This is a genomic window from Halostagnicola bangensis (assembly GCF_054653435.1).
In genome coordinates this window covers 1,953,902-1,969,603 of sequence record NZ_BAAIGG010000002.1, presented here as the reverse complement: position 1 = coordinate 1,969,603, position 15,702 = coordinate 1,953,902, and the positions used below count along the sequence as shown (strand labels likewise).

Annotated in this window: 22 protein-coding genes; 9 read left to right on the top strand and 13 right to left on the bottom strand. The window is 56.8% G+C overall.

Annotated features, from left to right (window positions below; genetic code table 11):
* Positions 1–3 precede the first annotated feature (3 nt).
* Both arlG and ACYQ14_RS11515 read right to left on the bottom strand, forming a co-directional pair.
* Positions 4–510, bottom strand: a complete 507-nt coding sequence (gene arlG, locus ACYQ14_RS11520) for an archaellum stator protein ArlG (RefSeq protein ID WP_283835783.1) — start codon at positions 508–510, stop codon at positions 4–6.
* On the bottom strand, positions 511–999 hold the full coding sequence (locus ACYQ14_RS11515; RefSeq protein ID WP_459888299.1) for a flagellin: 489 nt from the start codon (positions 997–999) through the stop codon (positions 511–513).
* A gap of 510 nt (positions 1,000–1,509) precedes the next feature.
* Between ACYQ14_RS11515 and ACYQ14_RS11510 the strand changes: the two genes are divergently transcribed.
* Positions 1,510–1,863, top strand: a complete 354-nt coding sequence (locus ACYQ14_RS11510) for a hypothetical protein (RefSeq protein ID WP_459888296.1) — start codon at positions 1,510–1,512, stop codon at positions 1,861–1,863.
* Positions 1,864–2,433: 570 nt separating this feature from the next.
* On the opposite strand, the gene ACYQ14_RS11505 is transcribed toward ACYQ14_RS11510, so the two are convergent.
* The 4 genes from ACYQ14_RS11505 to ACYQ14_RS11490 all read right to left on the bottom strand — a co-directional run bounded on the left by ACYQ14_RS11505 (position 2,434) and on the right by ACYQ14_RS11490 (position 5,403).
* Entirely contained in the window at positions 2,434–2,778 is a 345-nt protein-coding gene (locus tag ACYQ14_RS11505; protein WP_459890054.1) for a hypothetical protein, read from the bottom strand.
* 240 nt (positions 2,779–3,018) lie between these two features.
* On the bottom strand, positions 3,019–3,489 hold the full coding sequence (locus tag ACYQ14_RS11500) for a hypothetical protein (RefSeq protein WP_459888293.1): 471 nt from the start codon (positions 3,487–3,489) through the stop codon (positions 3,019–3,021).
* Between the two features lie 83 nt (positions 3,490–3,572).
* The gene (locus tag ACYQ14_RS11495; protein ID WP_459888290.1) at positions 3,573–4,127 is read right to left on the bottom strand and encodes a flagellin; all 555 of its coding nucleotides are present in this window, start codon (positions 4,125–4,127) and stop codon (positions 3,573–3,575) included.
* Positions 4,128–4,164: 37 nt separating this feature from the next.
* Entirely contained in the window at positions 4,165–5,403 is a 1,239-nt protein-coding gene (locus ACYQ14_RS11490) for a flagellin (RefSeq protein WP_459888287.1), read from the bottom strand.
* Positions 5,404–5,681: 278 nt separating this feature from the next.
* Between ACYQ14_RS11490 and ACYQ14_RS11485 the strand changes: the two genes are divergently transcribed.
* On the top strand, positions 5,682–5,894 hold the full coding sequence (locus tag ACYQ14_RS11485; protein WP_459888285.1) for a hypothetical protein: 213 nt from the start codon (positions 5,682–5,684) through the stop codon (positions 5,892–5,894).
* Between the two features lie 75 nt (positions 5,895–5,969).
* On the opposite strand, the gene ACYQ14_RS11480 is transcribed toward ACYQ14_RS11485, so the two are convergent.
* A complete protein-coding gene (locus ACYQ14_RS11480; protein ID WP_459888283.1) occupies positions 5,970–6,254 on the bottom strand; it encodes an AbrB/MazE/SpoVT family DNA-binding domain-containing protein in 285 nt (94 codons plus the stop codon).
* 251 nt (positions 6,255–6,505) lie between these two features.
* Between ACYQ14_RS11480 and ACYQ14_RS11475 the strand changes: the two genes are divergently transcribed.
* Positions 6,506–6,637: a hypothetical protein gene (locus ACYQ14_RS11475; protein WP_459888280.1), complete on the top strand. Its 132-nt coding sequence runs from the start codon at positions 6,506–6,508 to the stop codon at positions 6,635–6,637.
* Positions 6,638–6,656: 19 nt separating this feature from the next.
* Here the strand turns inward: ACYQ14_RS11475 and ACYQ14_RS11470 are convergent, their stop codons facing one another.
* Both ACYQ14_RS11470 and ACYQ14_RS11465 read right to left on the bottom strand, forming a co-directional pair.
* On the bottom strand, positions 6,657–7,271 hold the full coding sequence (locus ACYQ14_RS11470) for a hypothetical protein (protein ID WP_459888278.1): 615 nt from the start codon (positions 7,269–7,271) through the stop codon (positions 6,657–6,659).
* A 2-nt stretch (positions 7,272–7,273) separates the two neighbouring features.
* Positions 7,274–7,606 (bottom strand): DUF8065 family protein, encoded by a 333-nt coding sequence (locus ACYQ14_RS11465; protein WP_459888276.1) that lies wholly within the window; start codon positions 7,604–7,606, stop codon positions 7,274–7,276.
* A gap of 671 nt (positions 7,607–8,277) precedes the next feature.
* Between ACYQ14_RS11465 and ACYQ14_RS11460 the strand changes: the two genes are divergently transcribed.
* The 5 genes from ACYQ14_RS11460 (at position 8,278) to ACYQ14_RS11440 (ending at position 10,463) form a co-directional block, all read left to right on the top strand.
* A complete protein-coding gene (locus ACYQ14_RS11460) occupies positions 8,278–8,493 on the top strand; it encodes a hypothetical protein (protein WP_459888274.1) in 216 nt (71 codons plus the stop codon).
* Positions 8,490–8,717 carry a hypothetical protein gene (locus ACYQ14_RS11455; RefSeq protein WP_459888272.1) on the top strand — a complete coding sequence of 76 codons (228 nt, stop codon included), beginning with the start codon at positions 8,490–8,492 and terminating at the stop codon, positions 8,715–8,717. The genes ACYQ14_RS11460 and ACYQ14_RS11455 overlap by 4 nt, the downstream gene beginning before the upstream one ends.
* Positions 8,718–8,873: 156 nt before the next feature.
* Positions 8,874–9,428 carry a DUF7342 family protein gene (locus ACYQ14_RS11450; protein ID WP_459888270.1) on the top strand — a complete coding sequence of 185 codons (555 nt, stop codon included), beginning with the start codon at positions 8,874–8,876 and terminating at the stop codon, positions 9,426–9,428.
* Between the two features lie 291 nt (positions 9,429–9,719).
* Positions 9,720–9,938, top strand: coding sequence for a hypothetical protein (locus ACYQ14_RS11445; RefSeq protein WP_459888267.1), 219 nt, complete (start codon positions 9,720–9,722; stop codon positions 9,936–9,938).
* 231 nt (positions 9,939–10,169) lie between these two features.
* Positions 10,170–10,463 carry a hypothetical protein gene (locus ACYQ14_RS11440; protein ID WP_459888264.1) on the top strand — a complete coding sequence of 98 codons (294 nt, stop codon included), beginning with the start codon at positions 10,170–10,172 and terminating at the stop codon, positions 10,461–10,463.
* Between the two features lie 249 nt (positions 10,464–10,712).
* Here ACYQ14_RS11440 and ACYQ14_RS11435 read toward each other — a convergent pair whose 3' ends face one another.
* The 4 genes from ACYQ14_RS11435 to ACYQ14_RS11420 all read right to left on the bottom strand — a co-directional run bounded on the left by ACYQ14_RS11435 (position 10,713) and on the right by ACYQ14_RS11420 (position 14,672).
* The gene (locus ACYQ14_RS11435; RefSeq protein WP_459888261.1) at positions 10,713–11,435 is read right to left on the bottom strand and encodes a DUF7345 domain-containing protein; all 723 of its coding nucleotides are present in this window, start codon (positions 11,433–11,435) and stop codon (positions 10,713–10,715) included.
* A gap of 2 nt (positions 11,436–11,437) precedes the next feature.
* Entirely contained in the window at positions 11,438–12,394 is a 957-nt protein-coding gene (locus tag ACYQ14_RS11430) for a hypothetical protein (RefSeq protein ID WP_459888258.1), read from the bottom strand.
* Positions 12,395–12,577: 183 nt separating this feature from the next.
* A complete protein-coding gene (locus ACYQ14_RS11425) occupies positions 12,578–13,642 on the bottom strand; it encodes a helix-turn-helix transcriptional regulator (RefSeq protein WP_459888256.1) in 1,065 nt (354 codons plus the stop codon).
* A gap of 289 nt (positions 13,643–13,931) precedes the next feature.
* A complete protein-coding gene (locus tag ACYQ14_RS11420; protein WP_459888253.1) occupies positions 13,932–14,672 on the bottom strand; it encodes a DUF6517 family protein in 741 nt (246 codons plus the stop codon).
* 299 nt (positions 14,673–14,971) lie between these two features.
* Here ACYQ14_RS11420 and ACYQ14_RS11415 point away from each other — a divergent pair, with 299 nt between their 5' ends.
* Positions 14,972–15,679 (top strand): DUF2270 domain-containing protein, encoded by a 708-nt coding sequence (locus tag ACYQ14_RS11415; RefSeq protein ID WP_459888250.1) that lies wholly within the window; start codon positions 14,972–14,974, stop codon positions 15,677–15,679.
* Positions 15,680–15,702 lie beyond the last annotated feature (23 nt).

Below are 15,702 nucleotides of genomic sequence, written 5' to 3'. Positions count from 1 at the left end.
GAGTTATTCTCCGCCGTTCTCGACGTGGAAGTCGATGCTGTCCTCGTTGTCGTTGACGATCACCGTCGTGCTCGTGTCGCCATCGATCACGATATCGCCGTTTGCCTCCTCGAGATCGATCGTCAGTTCGACCACGTCACCCGTCTGCCAGGAGCTACTGTCGGCGTACAGATGCTCGAGTTCCGTGTGATCGCTCGAGACGTACTGGCCGTTGACAAGGATATCGACGGCCGAATGATGGGCCTCGAGGTGCTCGGAGCCGATGTTCTTGACGTAGAGGGTTATCCGCTCGTTGGTTTCTTCATCGCCGGCGTCGTAGATCGAATCCGGTTGGCCGGCGTCGCTAACGATATTGATCTCCGTTTCGATCTCCGTGGACGTCGCCGAGCCCTGCGTTTCGATCGCCCCGCTCAAGTTGTCGACCTCGATGACGAGCGTGCCCGCGATACCCGCCGCGACCACGATACTCGCGATAAACAGAATAAGATGTGTCGCTGAAACGCTTGCCATCTACTCACTCCCCTCGTATTCGGCGCTGTCCGTGATTCCGTACTCGGTGACGAGCTTGACGCGCTCTACGTCTTCCTCGTCGATAGCGGAAACTTCGTCGAAATCGAGTACGATCTCGAGGTCCGAGCCCGGATGCCAAATATCGGTTTCGCCGTTCGATTCGGTCTCTCCGCCGGCCGTTTCGGTCACGACGGCGGTCGTATAGTGATCGTAGTGAACGTACACTCCGTTGACCAAAACGTCGACTTTCATCACGTCGATGGTCGTCGTTCCGTCGTTGCTCGCGACGACGGTCGGTTCGCCGTCGATTTCGGAGAACGTCGAGATGTCGATAGCGGTGTTTATCTGGTCTCGAGTTTGATCCGCCTGGGCCGAGAACGCACTGCCGGTATCGCTACCGGCCGCAAACACCGCCGGGAACAGAACACCCGCCGCTAGGAGAAAGCCGATGAGCATAACCGCAACCGCAGCGCTCGTGCTAAACCCCATTAGTTCTCCGAGACACAATGCACGTGCAAAAACGCTCTGGCCATCGAATGATAGCAAGTGTCAGGACAATTAGGCACAAAAGCAGGGACGGCGTCTCGGAAACGAGAGTCTACAGGGGGTGATTTCCGCTCGACCGGAGCCGCGGTGTGCCCGCAGATCGAACGAACTCGAGCATTCGCCGCTCGAGAACGTTTATTGTGAAATGGTACCAATTAAAAGTCCGTTGACGGGGTACCTCTAGTTGGCGAACGAATGCGTAGTGAGAGGATTCTGGAGGGCAGGTAGTCGATAAACTTCAACTTAACATTTTTTCGGGGAGAAGGCCCCTTTCAGCACGACTCCGTCTAGGGGTTTTGATCGGGAGGTGAATACGAGCCTATTTTCAGTAGTACGGGCGACTTATCGACGATTCAGAATCCATAATCCGACTGAATTACAGGTAAGTTGAGTTAACGGCTTGGACGATCAAACCGTATTATTCCCTCTCACAGACTCAGACTCGAGTGCAGCATGACAGAACCCACGCTTACACGACGACGATTGACCGTACTCGCCGGATCCGGTCTCGCAGTTGCGCTGGCCGGTTGCAATGACGACGGAGAGGACCCCGAAGAAGAGGATCCAGCGGCTCCCGAAGACGAGGACCCCGCAGAGGAAGAGGATCCAGCTGAAGAGGAGGAAGATCCGGCTGAAGAGGATCCGGCTGAGGAGGAAGAGGATCCAGCTGAAGAGGAGGAAGATCTGGATGAGGAGGAAGAGGATCCAGATGAAGAGGAGGAAGATCCGGATGAAGAGGAGGAAGATCCGGATGAGGATGAGGAGGATACGGACGATGACGAGGACGGGAACGAAACCAACGGGTAACGGACAACAGCCCCGGTTCCTTTTCTCGAAACCGACTGGCGACTACCGCGAACTATCGGCCACCCCAACGCGTACGAGGACGGGGAACGGTGCGACTCGAGAACGGTCGTTAGTGTCGTTCGAGTAACGTCGCCGCGAGGAGTGTTGATAGCCACCCGGTAAGCGGGCGACAGCCGGTGATAAGAGAGCGACAGCCCGATAGCAAGGAGTGATAGTTGCGTCGGAAAAAGGCCGGGGGATGGCCTTTTTGATAGAGATCAGTTCGGGGCGCTGCGGGAGTCGATTTTCGGTGCCTCTCACATCCGTAATCGGTCGCTCCCTGACCCCGTTCCGGGATTTCGAGGATACCACTATGAAACTTATTGCTAGTTCGTGGGTTGAGTCTTCACAAGAGGTGTCTTTCAAGAAATAGTTCTGCCGGTGAGACAGGCGCGAATCTCGAGGTGGTCGCGCGCTCACCGAGCGGGGTACTCGAAGAGGACAAATCGGTACTCGAGGGGGAGGACAAATGAATACTCGAGGAGGGACGGGGAGGCCGCAAAATCCAAACACAGCGGTCGAGGCGGGCGCTCAGAGGCGGATTTTCTCGCCCGCATCGCCCTGGAGGGTGGTCGGCACGACGAGTTCCTGGCTGATCTGGGCTCCGTCGTTGGTGATGATCGTAATCGCCGCACCGTCGCCCGGCTCGAGCGGTTGGGCTTTCTCCTCGAGCTCGAGCGTGATCGTCCCGCGGTCGGAGCCGTCCTCGAGCACCGTGCCCTCGGAGCCGTCGACGGCGACGTGCTCGCCTTTGACGTAGGCGTGGTCGTTCGGCCCGAGATAGTCGATGACGATGTTCCCGAGGTCGATGGGGTTGGAGCCGGGGCCTAAACTGACCGTCATATCAATAGTCTCGGCGGTTCCATCTTTGTCGATGGCTCCGAGTAGTCCCTAAGCGAAGTGTTGGGAATACGTACGCTGTTGAATTTTACCGTGAGCGGAGACGTAAGCAGTCGGTCGTACTGTTCACTACTCAGCTATCGTCTTCGTCGTCGCTGCCAGTTACCTTCTCGACGGCTTTGGAAACAAGCTCCGACCCCTTACCGCTCTTCTGGCCTTTTTCCTCAGCTTTCTCCCGGCTCTCAGCGCTCATACCTGTCCGTACGAGTTGTGGCATTAAATAGCTACGGCTGCGACAGCACTGATGATACCGAGGACCAAGGCAATCTGTGTGCGTGTCAACCACGTAGAATTGCGCTGTATATCGTCGTAATTCTCGGCAATCATTCCAGCCATTGTCTCGAGTAGATCCTTCTCCCAGGGAGAATTCGGAAAATCGTCTTTCGCAAGGTCTTCGACGTACTCACCTCGAGGCCCGACGTACAGATTTGATTCGTTATAGGTAATGATTCCGCACACTGTTGAGACAATAAGGAGTACAAAGGCAGCCTGGAGTAGCCTCTGTTGAAACATCTCTGGGGCAAACTGCAGTCCTGTCACGAGTAACCCGAGCAGGACCGCGTTCAGCCGGACAGTCCGCATCGCCTTATCATCGATATCTGCCATCGTGCCGTTTTGCGAGTCGATGACTGCCCGCGCTTCGGAGTAAGCAATTTCCCGGCGCTTGTCAGGCCAGTCATCAGTCATTGAATCCACTATGTTGTTCGGTGGGGAAAACAATTCGGATCGGCAAAAAGGCCGTAGTAGTATCGAGTTCGATAATTACTCAGTCAGAGCCGAACCTTCTCGCCCTCTTCACCGTTGAGGGTGGTCGGCACGACGAGTTCCTGGCTGATCTGGGCTCCGTCGTTGGTGATAATCGTAATCGCCGCGCCGTCGCCCGGCTCGAGCGGTTGGGCTTTCTCCTCGAGCTCGAGCGTGATCGTCCCGCGGTCGGAGCCGTCCTCGAGCACCGTGCCCTCGGAGCCGTCGACGGCGACGTGCTCGCCTTTGACGTAGGCGTGGTCGTTCGGCCCGAGATAGTCGATGACGATGTTCCCGAGGTCGATGGGGTTGGAGCCGGGGCCTAAACTGACCGTCATATCGACCGTCTCGATGTGTCCGTTTTCGTCGAGAGTCCCGACTGAGGTGTACACCTCGAGGGTGTTCGAGACCTCCGCTGTACTCTCCTGCCCGGTCGCTTCGGCCTGTGACTGAAGGACGCCAGCAGTGTTCATCAGGACGCCCGCCGCGACCGCAGCGATGAGCACCATCGCTACGAACAGGACAAGCGTCCCAATGCCTACTTGTGCGCGTCTCTCTTCGTCAGTGGCCGTCTCGAGCATCAATAAATATAATTACCCGCGAGGTCTCTAAACCGGTTTAGAGACTGATTGCGTCGGACGTCAGCGTCGACGGTGCCATCAGGACCTCGGTGGTCTGTGCACTGTCAGCGGTGACGATCGTAAACTCGGCTGAGCTACCTGCATCGATTGGCGTGAAGTTCTCGTTTCCGCCGCCGTTGAGGCTCAGTTCAATCTGATAGCGTTCGTCCGAGGTAAGGACAGCATCATTGAGGTCGCCCTCAGAGAGACTGTTACCTTCGAGGTCCTCGATATCGAGGTTCTGAAGGTCACCGGCCTGTCCGCGCTCGGTTTCTTCGCCGACGAATTCGAAGGTCGCTGCCTCGAGGTCGACTGCGTCAGCACCGGGTCCGAGGGAAACCATCATCGAGACGCTTTCGATGTAGTCACCAACCCCGCTGCTTTCGTAGGAAGCACCCATCTGAAGGTCAATTCCGCCATCGTTGTTGTCCACGATGTTGACACCGTTGTCGATCGCACGAGCGTCGACTTCGATGGTGGCGTCCTCGTCCTCGTACTCTTCAGGAGCAGTGACGGTCACTGAAACTTCATTATCTCCATCAGAGAGGTCTTCACCAGTGAAATCCGCATCAAGGTGAGGTGTACCACTTTCAATTTGCCCTCCACCGTAATCCACTTCTATGTTGTCAAGTTCTCCGATCTCATCGTAGAACGTAATGAGCGTCTCTGGGTTCTGGTCGAAGTTCAGTGGACTGTAGATGTCGAGGTTCACATTGTCAGCGGCACCATGGTCGTTGTAGTCAACTTGAATTTCAATGGCTCCATTTTCATCCACGTAGCTTTCGTGAACATCAAGTGTGGAAGAGTCTGTGTTGTCGCTGCCGTCATCAACAACCATATCAATCTCATCAACACTGGAGAGATCCAGACCAGTCAATTCTTCTTCAAGTGAGGCAATATCGTCTTCATTTGCGAGTTCCTCACCATCAGCGATTACTGTGATATCAGTTGCATCGTTGGGATCATCATCACCTATATCATTGAACTCGAGGTCGACATCAGTGAGAACGTCACCCGAGCCAGCTACTTGACCGGTAGCTGATTCTATTTGGACGACGTTGGAAACCTGTGCTGTACTCTCCTGACCCGTTGCCTCCGCCTGCGACTGCAGCAGACCGGCGGTGTTAATCAGTACACCTGCCGCAATCGCTGCGACAAGCACCATCGCGATGAACACGATGAGTGTACCGATACCCACCTGACCGCGTTCTTCTTCGTCTGTGATTCGTTCGAACATTGTTAGTTGTGTTTGCGTCCAGCACCACCCCCGAAGTTCGTGTGTGCCTCCGCTGGGAACTGCCGGAACGTATCAACGATTTCTAACTAACCTGTATTAAGTCTATTCGCCATTTCTGACACTATATAACTCTACTTGCCGATGGCGATATACCTTAAATCTACTTGCCGTCGTCGCGTTTTCCTATTTAATTCTACTTGCCGATCGGCCATACCATAAAATATCCATCAGTTAATTCGGACGGGACACTTAAGCCCACCGGCCTGAATTTCTTCCCCATGGACATCATCGACGGGACCAAAGTCGAGTGTAGTCGCTGTGACGAACTCACGTCGCTGGACGACGTCAACGTGCTGGGGAAACGAAACAATCGCACGTACGCCAAGCCGGTCTGTGACGACTGCCTCGACGGGATCGGCGTCCCGCGCGGGTACGAACTCGAGCGCGACGTGAGCTACCTCAAGCAGAACTCGGACGAAACCCACTCCTGAGCGCCGCCGGTCGAACCCGCCTTCTGGATCTCGAGCGCACGTCGACGAGATGGCGGCTCGAAATTCAACGTCACATCACTCGTCAGTAGTGTTTGCTACACCGCTTCGAACAGCATCCCGGTGCTTCCGGGCAATTGGATCACCACCGTCGTCAACCGGGGCCGTCTCCCCGTCTTCTGAAGCCGTTTCCGCAACGAGACGGTCCATGCATTCGATACTCTGTTCGGGGGTATCTTCGGGTTCGACGACCGCCGTTCCGCTCTCCTCGTAGATCTTCACCTCTGTCCCGGGCGTCATCCCGAGCCGTTCTCGAAGCTCCTGCGGAAGGACGACTCGTCCGTTCGAATCTACTTTTAGCATATTCCCACATTTGGCGGGAACGAACGTAGCGGTTTTGCACAGCACACTAATCTATCTACGCGGTGGATGAGCAACTTCTCGGACCAACGACAGGGTCGCTCGAGCGCGATGTGGGCTACCTCGAGCAGAGAGCGAACGAAACGCACTCCTAACATCTTGGAGGACTCGTCGTATTCACTGTACTCGAGATTTGTTCTTCGGCAGTATCTGTGACTGCCATATTTATCCTCCACCACAACATAAAGAGACGTATGAGTAAGTCTGACTCCCGATCCGACACCCCGGACGAGGATATCGACTGGGATGAAACAGATCTGTGGGAAGGGATTCAGGATGCAAAGGACGACAATTTCGTCCGTCCGGAATACGAATTCGAGTTCTAAGGCTTCTAGGAGGTGGGTTCTATTCCGGAAGCAGTGTATTCGGGAGATACTGCGAACAATCGACCGGAATTGCTTCCCAGGATGCCTGAATCGCCAGATATCCCGTCCATCCTTCTCCGCGAAGCAGTTCACCGCACGCTCGACAAAACTCCGCGACAGTGCATTCGTCCTCGCGCAGTAGCAAATACAGCAAAAACGGTGGCGCAACCGCCTTCCCAGTCGTTTCCGATGCCTCATCGAACACCCGATTACTAGACCGACGGCCGTGTTTATCCATTAAAATCGCAAATCTGTACATCTCGAGATGCTGTTCAATCTCACGCGTTATCGACTTCTCACCAGCATCCTCTCCGTGCGGTCGGGGAACGCATGGAACCACGGTAAACGACTCGTTCTCGGCATCGTCGAACGGTTCGCAGGCAATCTTGCTTCCATTGTGAACCCACTGCTCGCGAGTCCCTTCGGGTGCATATTCGGACATCTCCCGAGCGTGGCGCTCGAGCTCCTGATAACAAACGTTCGTCGTCGTCAGCGTCAGATTCTCCGTGATTCGAGACCAGAGATTCGTGTTCGCAACGGCAATCAATGCATCCGTATCGACGATAACTGGATGGCGCACATCATCGGTTTCCATCCTTATTCTTGGAAGATTCCCGTTGTATCAAGCTCCGAAGCCTCCTCGAAGGCCGTCCGTTCGCGCTCGATCTCCTCCAACGCATCGCCGAGCAGGATCTCTGCAATCTCTTCAGAGAGCTCTCCTTGTTTGTACCGCTGGTGGAGAGTGATTTTCTCCTCGTCGGAAAGCGTTTCTCGCAGTTTCTCCTGCAGGCCCTGTCGAGCAAGCTCACTGGTGTTGATTCCTCCGAGGCGCATCTGATCGACGATCTGTGTCGCCTCCTTTTCAGTTTTCCCCCGGAACTGGATTTTGTCGTTGTTCGTCGCCATCTTGCCTTCCCGTTCGTTCTGCATCGATATAGCTGTTGTGACGCGCCATCCGTGTCATGACAATATCTCGAGTTGTGGAAGTTATCTGTCACTTGTCAGTCATAGAAAGAAGTATTTCACAACGCTAGATGGGTTTGACGACCACTTCCAAATCACCGGCATCCGCGTGACCGGCCGCCGGTCGCGTGTTCCAGCAAATTCTGTACGAAGAGACTAGCGCGGAGACCCGATCTCAGAAAAGCAGACGCGACCGATTACGCCCCGATTCGAACCCGTTCGCTTCCACTCGAGAACAGTTCCCAAACCGCAAGACATAGCCACGGTGGGCGTTCCCACAGGGCGAACGGTGTTCCACCCGAAACGGGAGGTGTCGGGTCGAAAACAGGTGCCGGAAATGCGGACAGTCAGCAAGTACAGACGTTATTTTCAGTCCATAACAGTAATTATATGACACTACAGCACATCAGCCCAAATGGAAGTCATGGACTCCGCACACGGGGGCGTTTTGTATTGAAATGCCCCGGGTGAGCCAAGCACCCGAGACGTGGCTTCCAAACCCGAGAGGGTTTGTCAACCATGTTCGGATTCATTCTCCGCGGGCTTAAACATCCCGTCCGACACCTGAATCGAATACCAGATACCAGCGCCCTCGAGCGATTGCCAGCCCAGACCGCCCGGTCCGGAGGTCAGCCGCGATGACCGCCTCGAGTGCCCCCCTCACCGTCGAAATCGTCGAAACGCTCGAGGCCCACGGACTCTCGCGAGATGTCTACCGGCTGGCCGACGAAATCGACCCCGAGGCGATCGAGCGCGTCCTCGAGTCCGGCGGGCCACGGACGGCGGTCCACTGCTCGGTTCGAGAGATCCCGCTGGTCGTCACCGATGAGGGTCCACGGGTGGTCTCGGCGTGAGCGACTCCGAGCGCGACTCGAGTACCGATTGTGAGTCAGACTTCGAGAGCGCCCCCGATTCGGCCCCCGACTGGGCGAACGAGACGGACCTGGATCCGGCGGACTGTCCGTTCCCGCTCTGTCCCCACTGTGGCCGACCCGTTACTCGAGTGACCAGCACCGGTCCCGCCGACCACACCGCGAGTCCGTGTGGCTGTCGGGTGAGCGGGAACCTGCTCGAGTAGGGGACTGCTCGAGACGAGTTCCGACAGCGTTGCTTTTCACTAAAACGAGTGTGACCGCCAGCAACAGTTCGCAAGGGACGAGCGACCGCTCGAGGGACGTCTCGTATATCTGAGAGCCACCACAATATATAATAGAGTGTGACGAGTACGATGCGTATGACCGATTCCGGGCTCGAATCGTGGACTGACGGGTTAACGGCCCGCGAGCGCGTCAGAGAGATTGCGACGACGCTCACGCAACCGCGGTCCGTCGAGTGGGTGAAAGAAGAAGCACAGATCTCCTCGTGGCAGACTGCAAAGGACGAACTCGAGATGCTTGTGGAGTTCAGTCAGATACGGGCCGTGGACGGAGACGACGGCAACGTGAAATACGCACCGAACTACCAGCGCCGATATTTCGACGAAGTCGCCGAACTGATCAATACCCACACTAGGGACGAACTCCGCGAGCAGATCGCAGATATTCAGGCGGAGATCGACGAGTGGGCCGACGAATTCGCCGTCGAAACCCGGTCAGATCTCGAGGGCACGCTCACCGACGAGGAGCTAACGAGTGCGGAGATTCGCCGCCGAAATTCGATACTCCGTCAGTGGGAACGCTACGAAGACAATAAGCGACTTGTAAAACACGCTCTCCAGTTGTACGACGACGCGAAGTCGCTCCGTCACGGTTCGAATCCATCGAACGGATCGCCAGCTTCGGCCACCTAGGAGATGATATTCCTTGCAAACCGGGCGAATCTCGACAAACGGACGCTCCTCACGCGCCTCCATACGAATCTCCGGACACGAGTAGATAACGAAAGCTCGCCGATACAACGGGTGTGGTATCGGACGGCAGCCGGGAACAAAGCCGGTGTTCGCGCTCAAGTCGACGCCCCATCATTTCTCGATACCCCCTACGCCGTTAGTGAGGCAGAACTTCACGTTTCATTTGACTTTCCACCGAACAACGAATTCGACTGGTATTGGATCCAATGGGTCGAGCCGGAACGGCAACTCATGGTCGGATGGCATCAGGATGAAACGCACACGGATCTCGGTGAATGCCATCTACAGGTCGATTTCGAGGGAGAGACCGTACAGCGAGTCCCGGGGAACTACCTCGACACTCACCCGCTGAACGTGTTCGATCGACGAATGGCTCACCTTCCAACGATAATAAATTCGCTCACGTGGGAAGACGAACGGCCGACAGTTCCCGACCGCGCAACGCGGTGATTTGTTCCACGTGAGCGGATGTACGAAAAGACGGCTGATCCCCCATCTCACGGGTCCGGTACGGTATTTGGCCGTCGGTATCGAGTCATACGGACTATTGTAAGTCATTGCCGGAGCAACCGCGACCGTCCTGCGGTTGCAACGGTTGACTCGCTTCGCTCCTCCACCGAGGCTCGTCTCACACGGTTCGACTCACCACCGGTAAATCGTGACAATAGACCATATCAGTCCATGCCCGACGACGATCACCGCACCGACGAACCCCTCGAGCGCGTGCTCGATTCGACAGGTCGACGACAGCAGTTCGCCGCTTGCGTTCGTGACATCCCGCTGCTCGCCACCGTCGACGACCCGCGGGTCGTGTCGGTGTGGTTGGCTCCAAACCCGAACCGGACCGAGGCTGGAATCTCGCCCGCGAACTCGGCCTCGATGGGGGAAGTCCGCCTCGAAAAGAACCCGTTCCCTGATACTGCCGGCTGTAACTATGTGAAGATTGTCGCACCCTCGGGGCGGCGAGAATCGTGAACGACTTACAGCCGACAGTATGAGGGTTGCTCGGTTCCGCCGTGTCCCCGCTGTGGCCGACCCGTTACTCGAGTGACCAGCACCGGCCCCGCCGACCACACCGCGAGTCCGTGTGGCTGTCGGGTGAGCGGGAACCTGCTCGAGTAGCTCCCTTCCGACGATCCCGTTCTTACAATCCCGGTGGGTGCAGACGGACTCCACCGCTTCAGTAAACAGATCACACCCGAAGGGGTTTGAAACCGACTCGAGTTACCGTAACCGAAGGCCGAGGAGAACGACGATCGAACCGACTGCAACGATCCCGCCGAACCCGGGTGTCCCATCAGACTCCGTCTCCTCGCCGTCGGACACCTCATTCTCGGATTCCTCGCTCGCCGGAGCGACGACCGCTTCGAATCCGTCCAGTTCGGTCTCCGTCTCCCACATCGCCCGTTCACCGTCCGCGACAGTCGGTTCGGGTGTCGACGACTCGAGTGTGGACCCTGTTGGGCCCTCGAGTACGAGCGGCCGATCGGTCTCGAAACCGCTCGCAAACGGTTCGTCGACGACGAGCGAGTCACCATCGACAGCCGCCAACTCGTGCCAGGTTACCGAGAGCGACACGATACCGCGGTCGTCAGCGGACCGGAGGTTGACCTCGTCCCCGGCAATCGATGTATTGTCGGACGTATCGATCTCAGCCGAGACGGATTCCAATCGATCGGTGAATCGCTCGAGTAGTTCGGCCTGCGTCCCCTCGTCCGCTCGAATCGATTCGAACGACTCGCGTTCGTCCGAGTCGGTAATGTCGTAAACCGAAACGAGCGTCACTGTTGCATCGCCGTCATCGGAAAGCTGGACGTGAAGAGACGGCTCCTCGCTACCTGCAGGGTCGGCGATGTCCTGCATGCCGCTCGAGCCGGCAACTGGTGTGGCTACTGCACTCAACAGAACCAGCGACACCAAGCCCGCGACAGCGATTGTTCCTCGCATGATTAAGCGAGTGCCGGTCGCGCGTTGCTAAAGCCGCTATCCGACGGGTGAGTGTCCGAGCTGTCGTCCGAGGTGGATACATCGGATCCGCTGTTGTCTTCACTCGAGGATTCGCCGTCAGAACCGCCATCCGTGGATCCGTTTTCGTCAGCGTCTTTCGCTCCGACCGTGTCCTCATCGCTATCTTCGGCCTGCTCTCCGGGAGTTTCTTCAGCAGCTCCGTTCCCGGAGCCAGCAAAAGCAGTGTCATTAGTGCCGTTTTCCTGTTCCAGACCAGCCGGGCCCCCAGCAACGTCCGGCGTTTCGTTCCCGTCGACGCCCTCGTTCGGAGCGTCGACTGGACCACCTGGGGCCCGATCACTCACAACCGAGTGACCAACCGAATCGCCAGCGATTGATCGTGCGATTTCAGCCGTTTCTGGCCCACTAAGCTCGTTCGCACGGTCGCTGAGCTCCTGAATAGCGCTGGTGTTGATACCGCGTTCTTCGAGTGTGTCCGCTGGGATTTCGCTCGCATTGGTCGCCGTACTGTTAGCCAGTCGGTCGGCGGTTCGGGTTTCCGCTTCGATTGTCGCAACTGCGGCCCGGTACTGTCCCTCGCTAATGTTCCCAGCCTCGCGCTCCGCTTCGAGCGATTCCTGTCGCTCCTCGAGGGACGCAAGTCGTTCGTCAACATCAGCAAGTTGCTCGCCAACAACGGCCGCTTTCGTTTCGTTGGTCTGAGCGCTCGCAATCTTGATACCGTACGCGCGATCCGAGACCTCAGCGTCGATCTCGGCCTCCTGCACTCCGATAACGCCGGTTAGCCGTTCTCCGGGGGCAATGGATTCGTTCGGTTCCTGTGCGTCCTGTGCACTTTGATCGGAATCATCCGCAAGGGCTCCCGCCGCCCCCAGTGGTAGTACAGCCAGCGAGACAACGAGTGCCACGGCCAGCACGATCGGTGTAATTTTGCTCATTGTACTCGACCCCAGACAGTCTCCACTAATAGACTATCACGATACTATCGGCGGTTCAACGACGTTTTCGACGGTTTAACTCGGTTTTCGTCCCGCCGCCTGCTGGCGATTCCGCCAGACGGACGATGCTCTTCCCTATCTATCAATCGTATACCACGATCTATAACGAGATACCACAAACCATCACGTCGAGTGGTCGGTCGACACCTCCTCACCCTCATCGGGAAACGAAAGCACGTTCTCACGACCGAGTCGGAACGACTCGAGGTTCCCCTCCTCTCGCAACCCACTCACGACCTTGCTCGTCTTCGCGTCCGTCCACTCGAGGGTCTCCACGACCGCCTGTTGTTTCATTCGCCCACCGTTTTCCTCGAGCAAATGCAGGAGTTGCTCCTCGTTGCTCATGAGTTCCGGTTGGAGGGTCGATGGTTCGCTACTGGGGCCCGAGTGATCAGACGTTTCATCTGCAGAGCTAGCAGGCGGGCTGTCGACAACCGCCTGTTCGGACTCGCCTCGACGAGTTCGATACCACCAGCCGATACCGATCACGACCACACCGACGGCCCCAACACTGATTGCGGCGACTATGGTGTTCAGTCCATCCTCGGCGGGCGAGACAACGAGACTCGGCTCGCCGGAGATGAAGTCGGTTTCGCTCCCGTGCCAAAGCGCTGCTTGGTGGCGTTGATCGTCTGGATCAGGAGAAATCGACTCGAGTTCGTGTTCCTCGGGCCATTCGATCAACAATCGCGTTCCGTCGTCGATATTTATTCCGTCGATCGCATCACCGACGTGTAATCGTTCAGCTTCGACGGCGGCAAAGCCTGTCCACTGGAACGAATAGCTGATGACGCCGTACTCGCGTGCGAACGATTGACGATCAGTCTCGATGTGAAAGTCGTTCGCCGACATCTCCCGCTCCGTTGTCGCACTTGCCCCGTCGACCGTGGCCTCGATCCGGTCCGCAAACTCCTGTGTGTGTGCGGCTGGATCCTCGTCGATATCGTCCTCGAGCGATTCGAACGCATCGACCGTCTCGGCATCGTCGAGGTGAACCCAGAGTTCGATCGTCCACTCAGCCGATCCATCGGATTCGACCGCGATATTCATTCTGACTTCGTCTGTGTCGATGTCCTCGGGTTGTGAGACCAGTGGATCTGATTGGGCGGCGTCTGCAGTCACGGTCGGTCCACCCACCACGGCCGCACCCATTACGAGAAAAACGATTACCCCTACGCGAACGTCCATACGACCACTGTGTGAAGAGCTTCGTATAAAATATTCGAAAGACAGGAACTTTCAATTGAATGGGGCCATAAGCCCTATAAGGAAGGATATTGCCCATTTGAGAGAGACGACTAATCCAAATATCAGCTTAGAACAATAAATAGCGTTCTCTTAGGCGGATCCGGAACCCCTCCTCACCGAGTTCCCCAACTCAAACCGCCGATCGCGACGAGAAACCGGTGACGATTCCGTAGACAACAGGAAGCGCCCAGAGAATTGCAGAACCCCACTTGACGGCCCGATAACGGTCTCAGAGGTCAATGTCGTCATCATCTGCTATATCGTCCTCGTGAGTGTCGCCGTTCGCTTCGTCACCCGACTCGTTGGTAGACGGCCCACCGTCAGCCGCATCGAACTCTTCGATGACACTTTCCATAAGCGTGAGCACGTTCTCTTCCTCTGCGATCCGCACCGGCTCCGGATAGACACCGATAGTCACGAGGTGATCGTCGTTGCTCTCGATCGCTTCAGTCACGTGAAGATAGACATCGACATCCTCCCCGTCAAATCGCGCGTCGGCACTGAATCGCGACTGCATCGTGTCCTGATCGAGAATAGTGATGGCATCGTCTTCCTCGCGTGAGATATTACTGATGTCATCGTAGTTGTCTTCGACGAGTTCGACTAACTCTTCGGCATCCATCTCCTCGACGGGATTGAACTCTTGACCGAAGACACTCACCTGTGGCGTCGTAAGCACGAGAAAGACGGCACCGCGCCGGTCGCCGAGCGGTCCCATATCAACCGATTTTTCGTATTCGGTTAGCTGATTGGTGACGGATACGCTCTCTTCGTAAAGCAGTAAATCAACCTCCTCTTCGACGGGTATCTCCTCGATACCGACGCTTTCGTACTCCGTCTCCTCGAGCACGCTTTGTTCGACACCGCCCGGTTCCGAGGAATGCTCGTCGAGTCCAGCAAGACCCAAGCAACCTGCAAGACTTGCGAGGGTCACCGTCCCAGCGCTGGCGAGAAGGGGTCTTCGATTCATTGTGAAAAGGAATCTCTGTCTCATTTATTTGAGTTTATCGGCTTCTAGAAGAACGTGGAAGCAAGGATATTCGACGACTCGCGACACTCGACGTCGTCGAATACGAAGGGGCTGGCAACGGTGAGCCAAAGCGGCCAGTTCTCAAGCACAATGAGGCACTCGCTTATTCCGGCTGTAGATCGACGGACGTCACTTCCTCGAGATAAGTATCCCCTACAGAGCGTCTCCAAAGAGCAGACAGTTCCGACTCCTCACAGTTCCGCTACGGGATTTTGGCCGTCCGTACCGAACCAAATCGTATGCCTGACGACCACCGCGACAACGAACCGCTCGAGCGCGAAGACGAGGAGATCGCCGCCGAAATCGCAGGCGACGCGGAATCGCTCCTCGGTGCCCTGCCCCACTACTACCGAGGCGAAGTCGCCCACGCGACGACCGCCCAGGATCGGATCGACCAGACGACGAACTGGGCGATCACGGTTCTGGCGGCCCTCCTTTCGGTCGTCTTCTCGAGTCCGGACATGCCCGCGTACCTGCTTTTGGTCGGTATCGTCATCCTCTCGGTTTTCCTCTCGTTCGAAGTTCGACGGTATCGGTTCTACGACGTCTACCGGTCTCGAGTGCGCTTTTTCCAGGAAAACGTCTTCGCGAACGCCCTCGATCCGACCGGCGTCGAACATCCCCGGTGGCGCGAAGAATTGGGCGACGATCTACGCTCCCCGACGTTCAAAGTCAGCGCGCTCGAGGCGCTGTCCCGGCGCGTGCGCCGAATCTACGCGCTCTTGTTCGCGGTGCTTGGCGTCGCGTGGGTCGCGAAAGTGACGCTGTTCACCCCGGAAGCCCAGTGGACGGAAGCCGCGGAGTTACCCGGCATTCACGGCGCCGGGGTCGCCGCGGTACTCTGTGTCTTCTATCTCGGGATCATCGTGCTCGCAAAATGGCCGAACGCTCGCGAGGCGAAAGGGGAGATACACGGCACGGAGGCCGGTGAGTGGAAAGAAGAGTAGCGAACGGCAAGAGTCTGAGCGAG

Bases quoted from the DNA above. Each gene is read 5' to 3' on its own strand.
- arlG (WP_283835783.1), bottom strand. From the start codon at position 510: ATGGCAAGCGTTTCAGCGACACATCTTATTCTGTTTATCGCGAGTATC.
- ACYQ14_RS11515 (WP_459888299.1), bottom strand. From the start codon at position 999: ATGGGGTTTAGCACGAGCGCTGCGGTTGCGGTTATGCTCATCGGCTTT.
- ACYQ14_RS11510 (WP_459888296.1), top strand. From the start codon at position 1,510: ATGACAGAACCCACGCTTACACGACGACGATTGACCGTACTCGCCGGA.
- ACYQ14_RS11500 (WP_459888293.1), bottom strand. From the start codon at position 3,489: ATGACTGATGACTGGCCTGACAAGCGCCGGGAAATTGCTTACTCCGAA.
- ACYQ14_RS11495 (WP_459888290.1), bottom strand. From the start codon at position 4,127: ATGCTCGAGACGGCCACTGACGAAGAGAGACGCGCACAAGTAGGCATT.
- ACYQ14_RS11490 (WP_459888287.1), bottom strand. From the start codon at position 5,403: ATGTTCGAACGAATCACAGACGAAGAAGAACGCGGTCAGGTGGGTATC.
- ACYQ14_RS11485 (WP_459888285.1), top strand. From the start codon at position 5,682: ATGGACATCATCGACGGGACCAAAGTCGAGTGTAGTCGCTGTGACGAA.
- ACYQ14_RS11480 (WP_459888283.1), bottom strand. From the start codon at position 6,254: ATGCTAAAAGTAGATTCGAACGGACGAGTCGTCCTTCCGCAGGAGCTT.
- ACYQ14_RS11475 (WP_459888280.1), top strand. From the start codon at position 6,506: ATGAGTAAGTCTGACTCCCGATCCGACACCCCGGACGAGGATATCGAC.
- ACYQ14_RS11470 (WP_459888278.1), bottom strand. From the start codon at position 7,271: ATGGAAACCGATGATGTGCGCCATCCAGTTATCGTCGATACGGATGCA.
- ACYQ14_RS11465 (WP_459888276.1), bottom strand. From the start codon at position 7,606: ATGCAGAACGAACGGGAAGGCAAGATGGCGACGAACAACGACAAAATC.
- ACYQ14_RS11460 (WP_459888274.1), top strand. From the start codon at position 8,278: ATGACCGCCTCGAGTGCCCCCCTCACCGTCGAAATCGTCGAAACGCTC.
- ACYQ14_RS11450 (WP_459888270.1), top strand. From the start codon at position 8,874: ATGACCGATTCCGGGCTCGAATCGTGGACTGACGGGTTAACGGCCCGC.
- ACYQ14_RS11445 (WP_459888267.1), top strand. From the start codon at position 9,720: ATGGTCGGATGGCATCAGGATGAAACGCACACGGATCTCGGTGAATGC.
- ACYQ14_RS11440 (WP_459888264.1), top strand. From the start codon at position 10,170: ATGCCCGACGACGATCACCGCACCGACGAACCCCTCGAGCGCGTGCTC.
- ACYQ14_RS11435 (WP_459888261.1), bottom strand. From the start codon at position 11,435: ATGCGAGGAACAATCGCTGTCGCGGGCTTGGTGTCGCTGGTTCTGTTG.
- ACYQ14_RS11430 (WP_459888258.1), bottom strand. From the start codon at position 12,394: ATGAGCAAAATTACACCGATCGTGCTGGCCGTGGCACTCGTTGTCTCG.
- ACYQ14_RS11425 (WP_459888256.1), bottom strand. From the start codon at position 13,642: ATGGACGTTCGCGTAGGGGTAATCGTTTTTCTCGTAATGGGTGCGGCC.
- ACYQ14_RS11420 (WP_459888253.1), bottom strand. From the start codon at position 14,672: ATGAATCGAAGACCCCTTCTCGCCAGCGCTGGGACGGTGACCCTCGCA.
- ACYQ14_RS11415 (WP_459888250.1), top strand. From the start codon at position 14,972: ATGCCTGACGACCACCGCGACAACGAACCGCTCGAGCGCGAAGACGAG.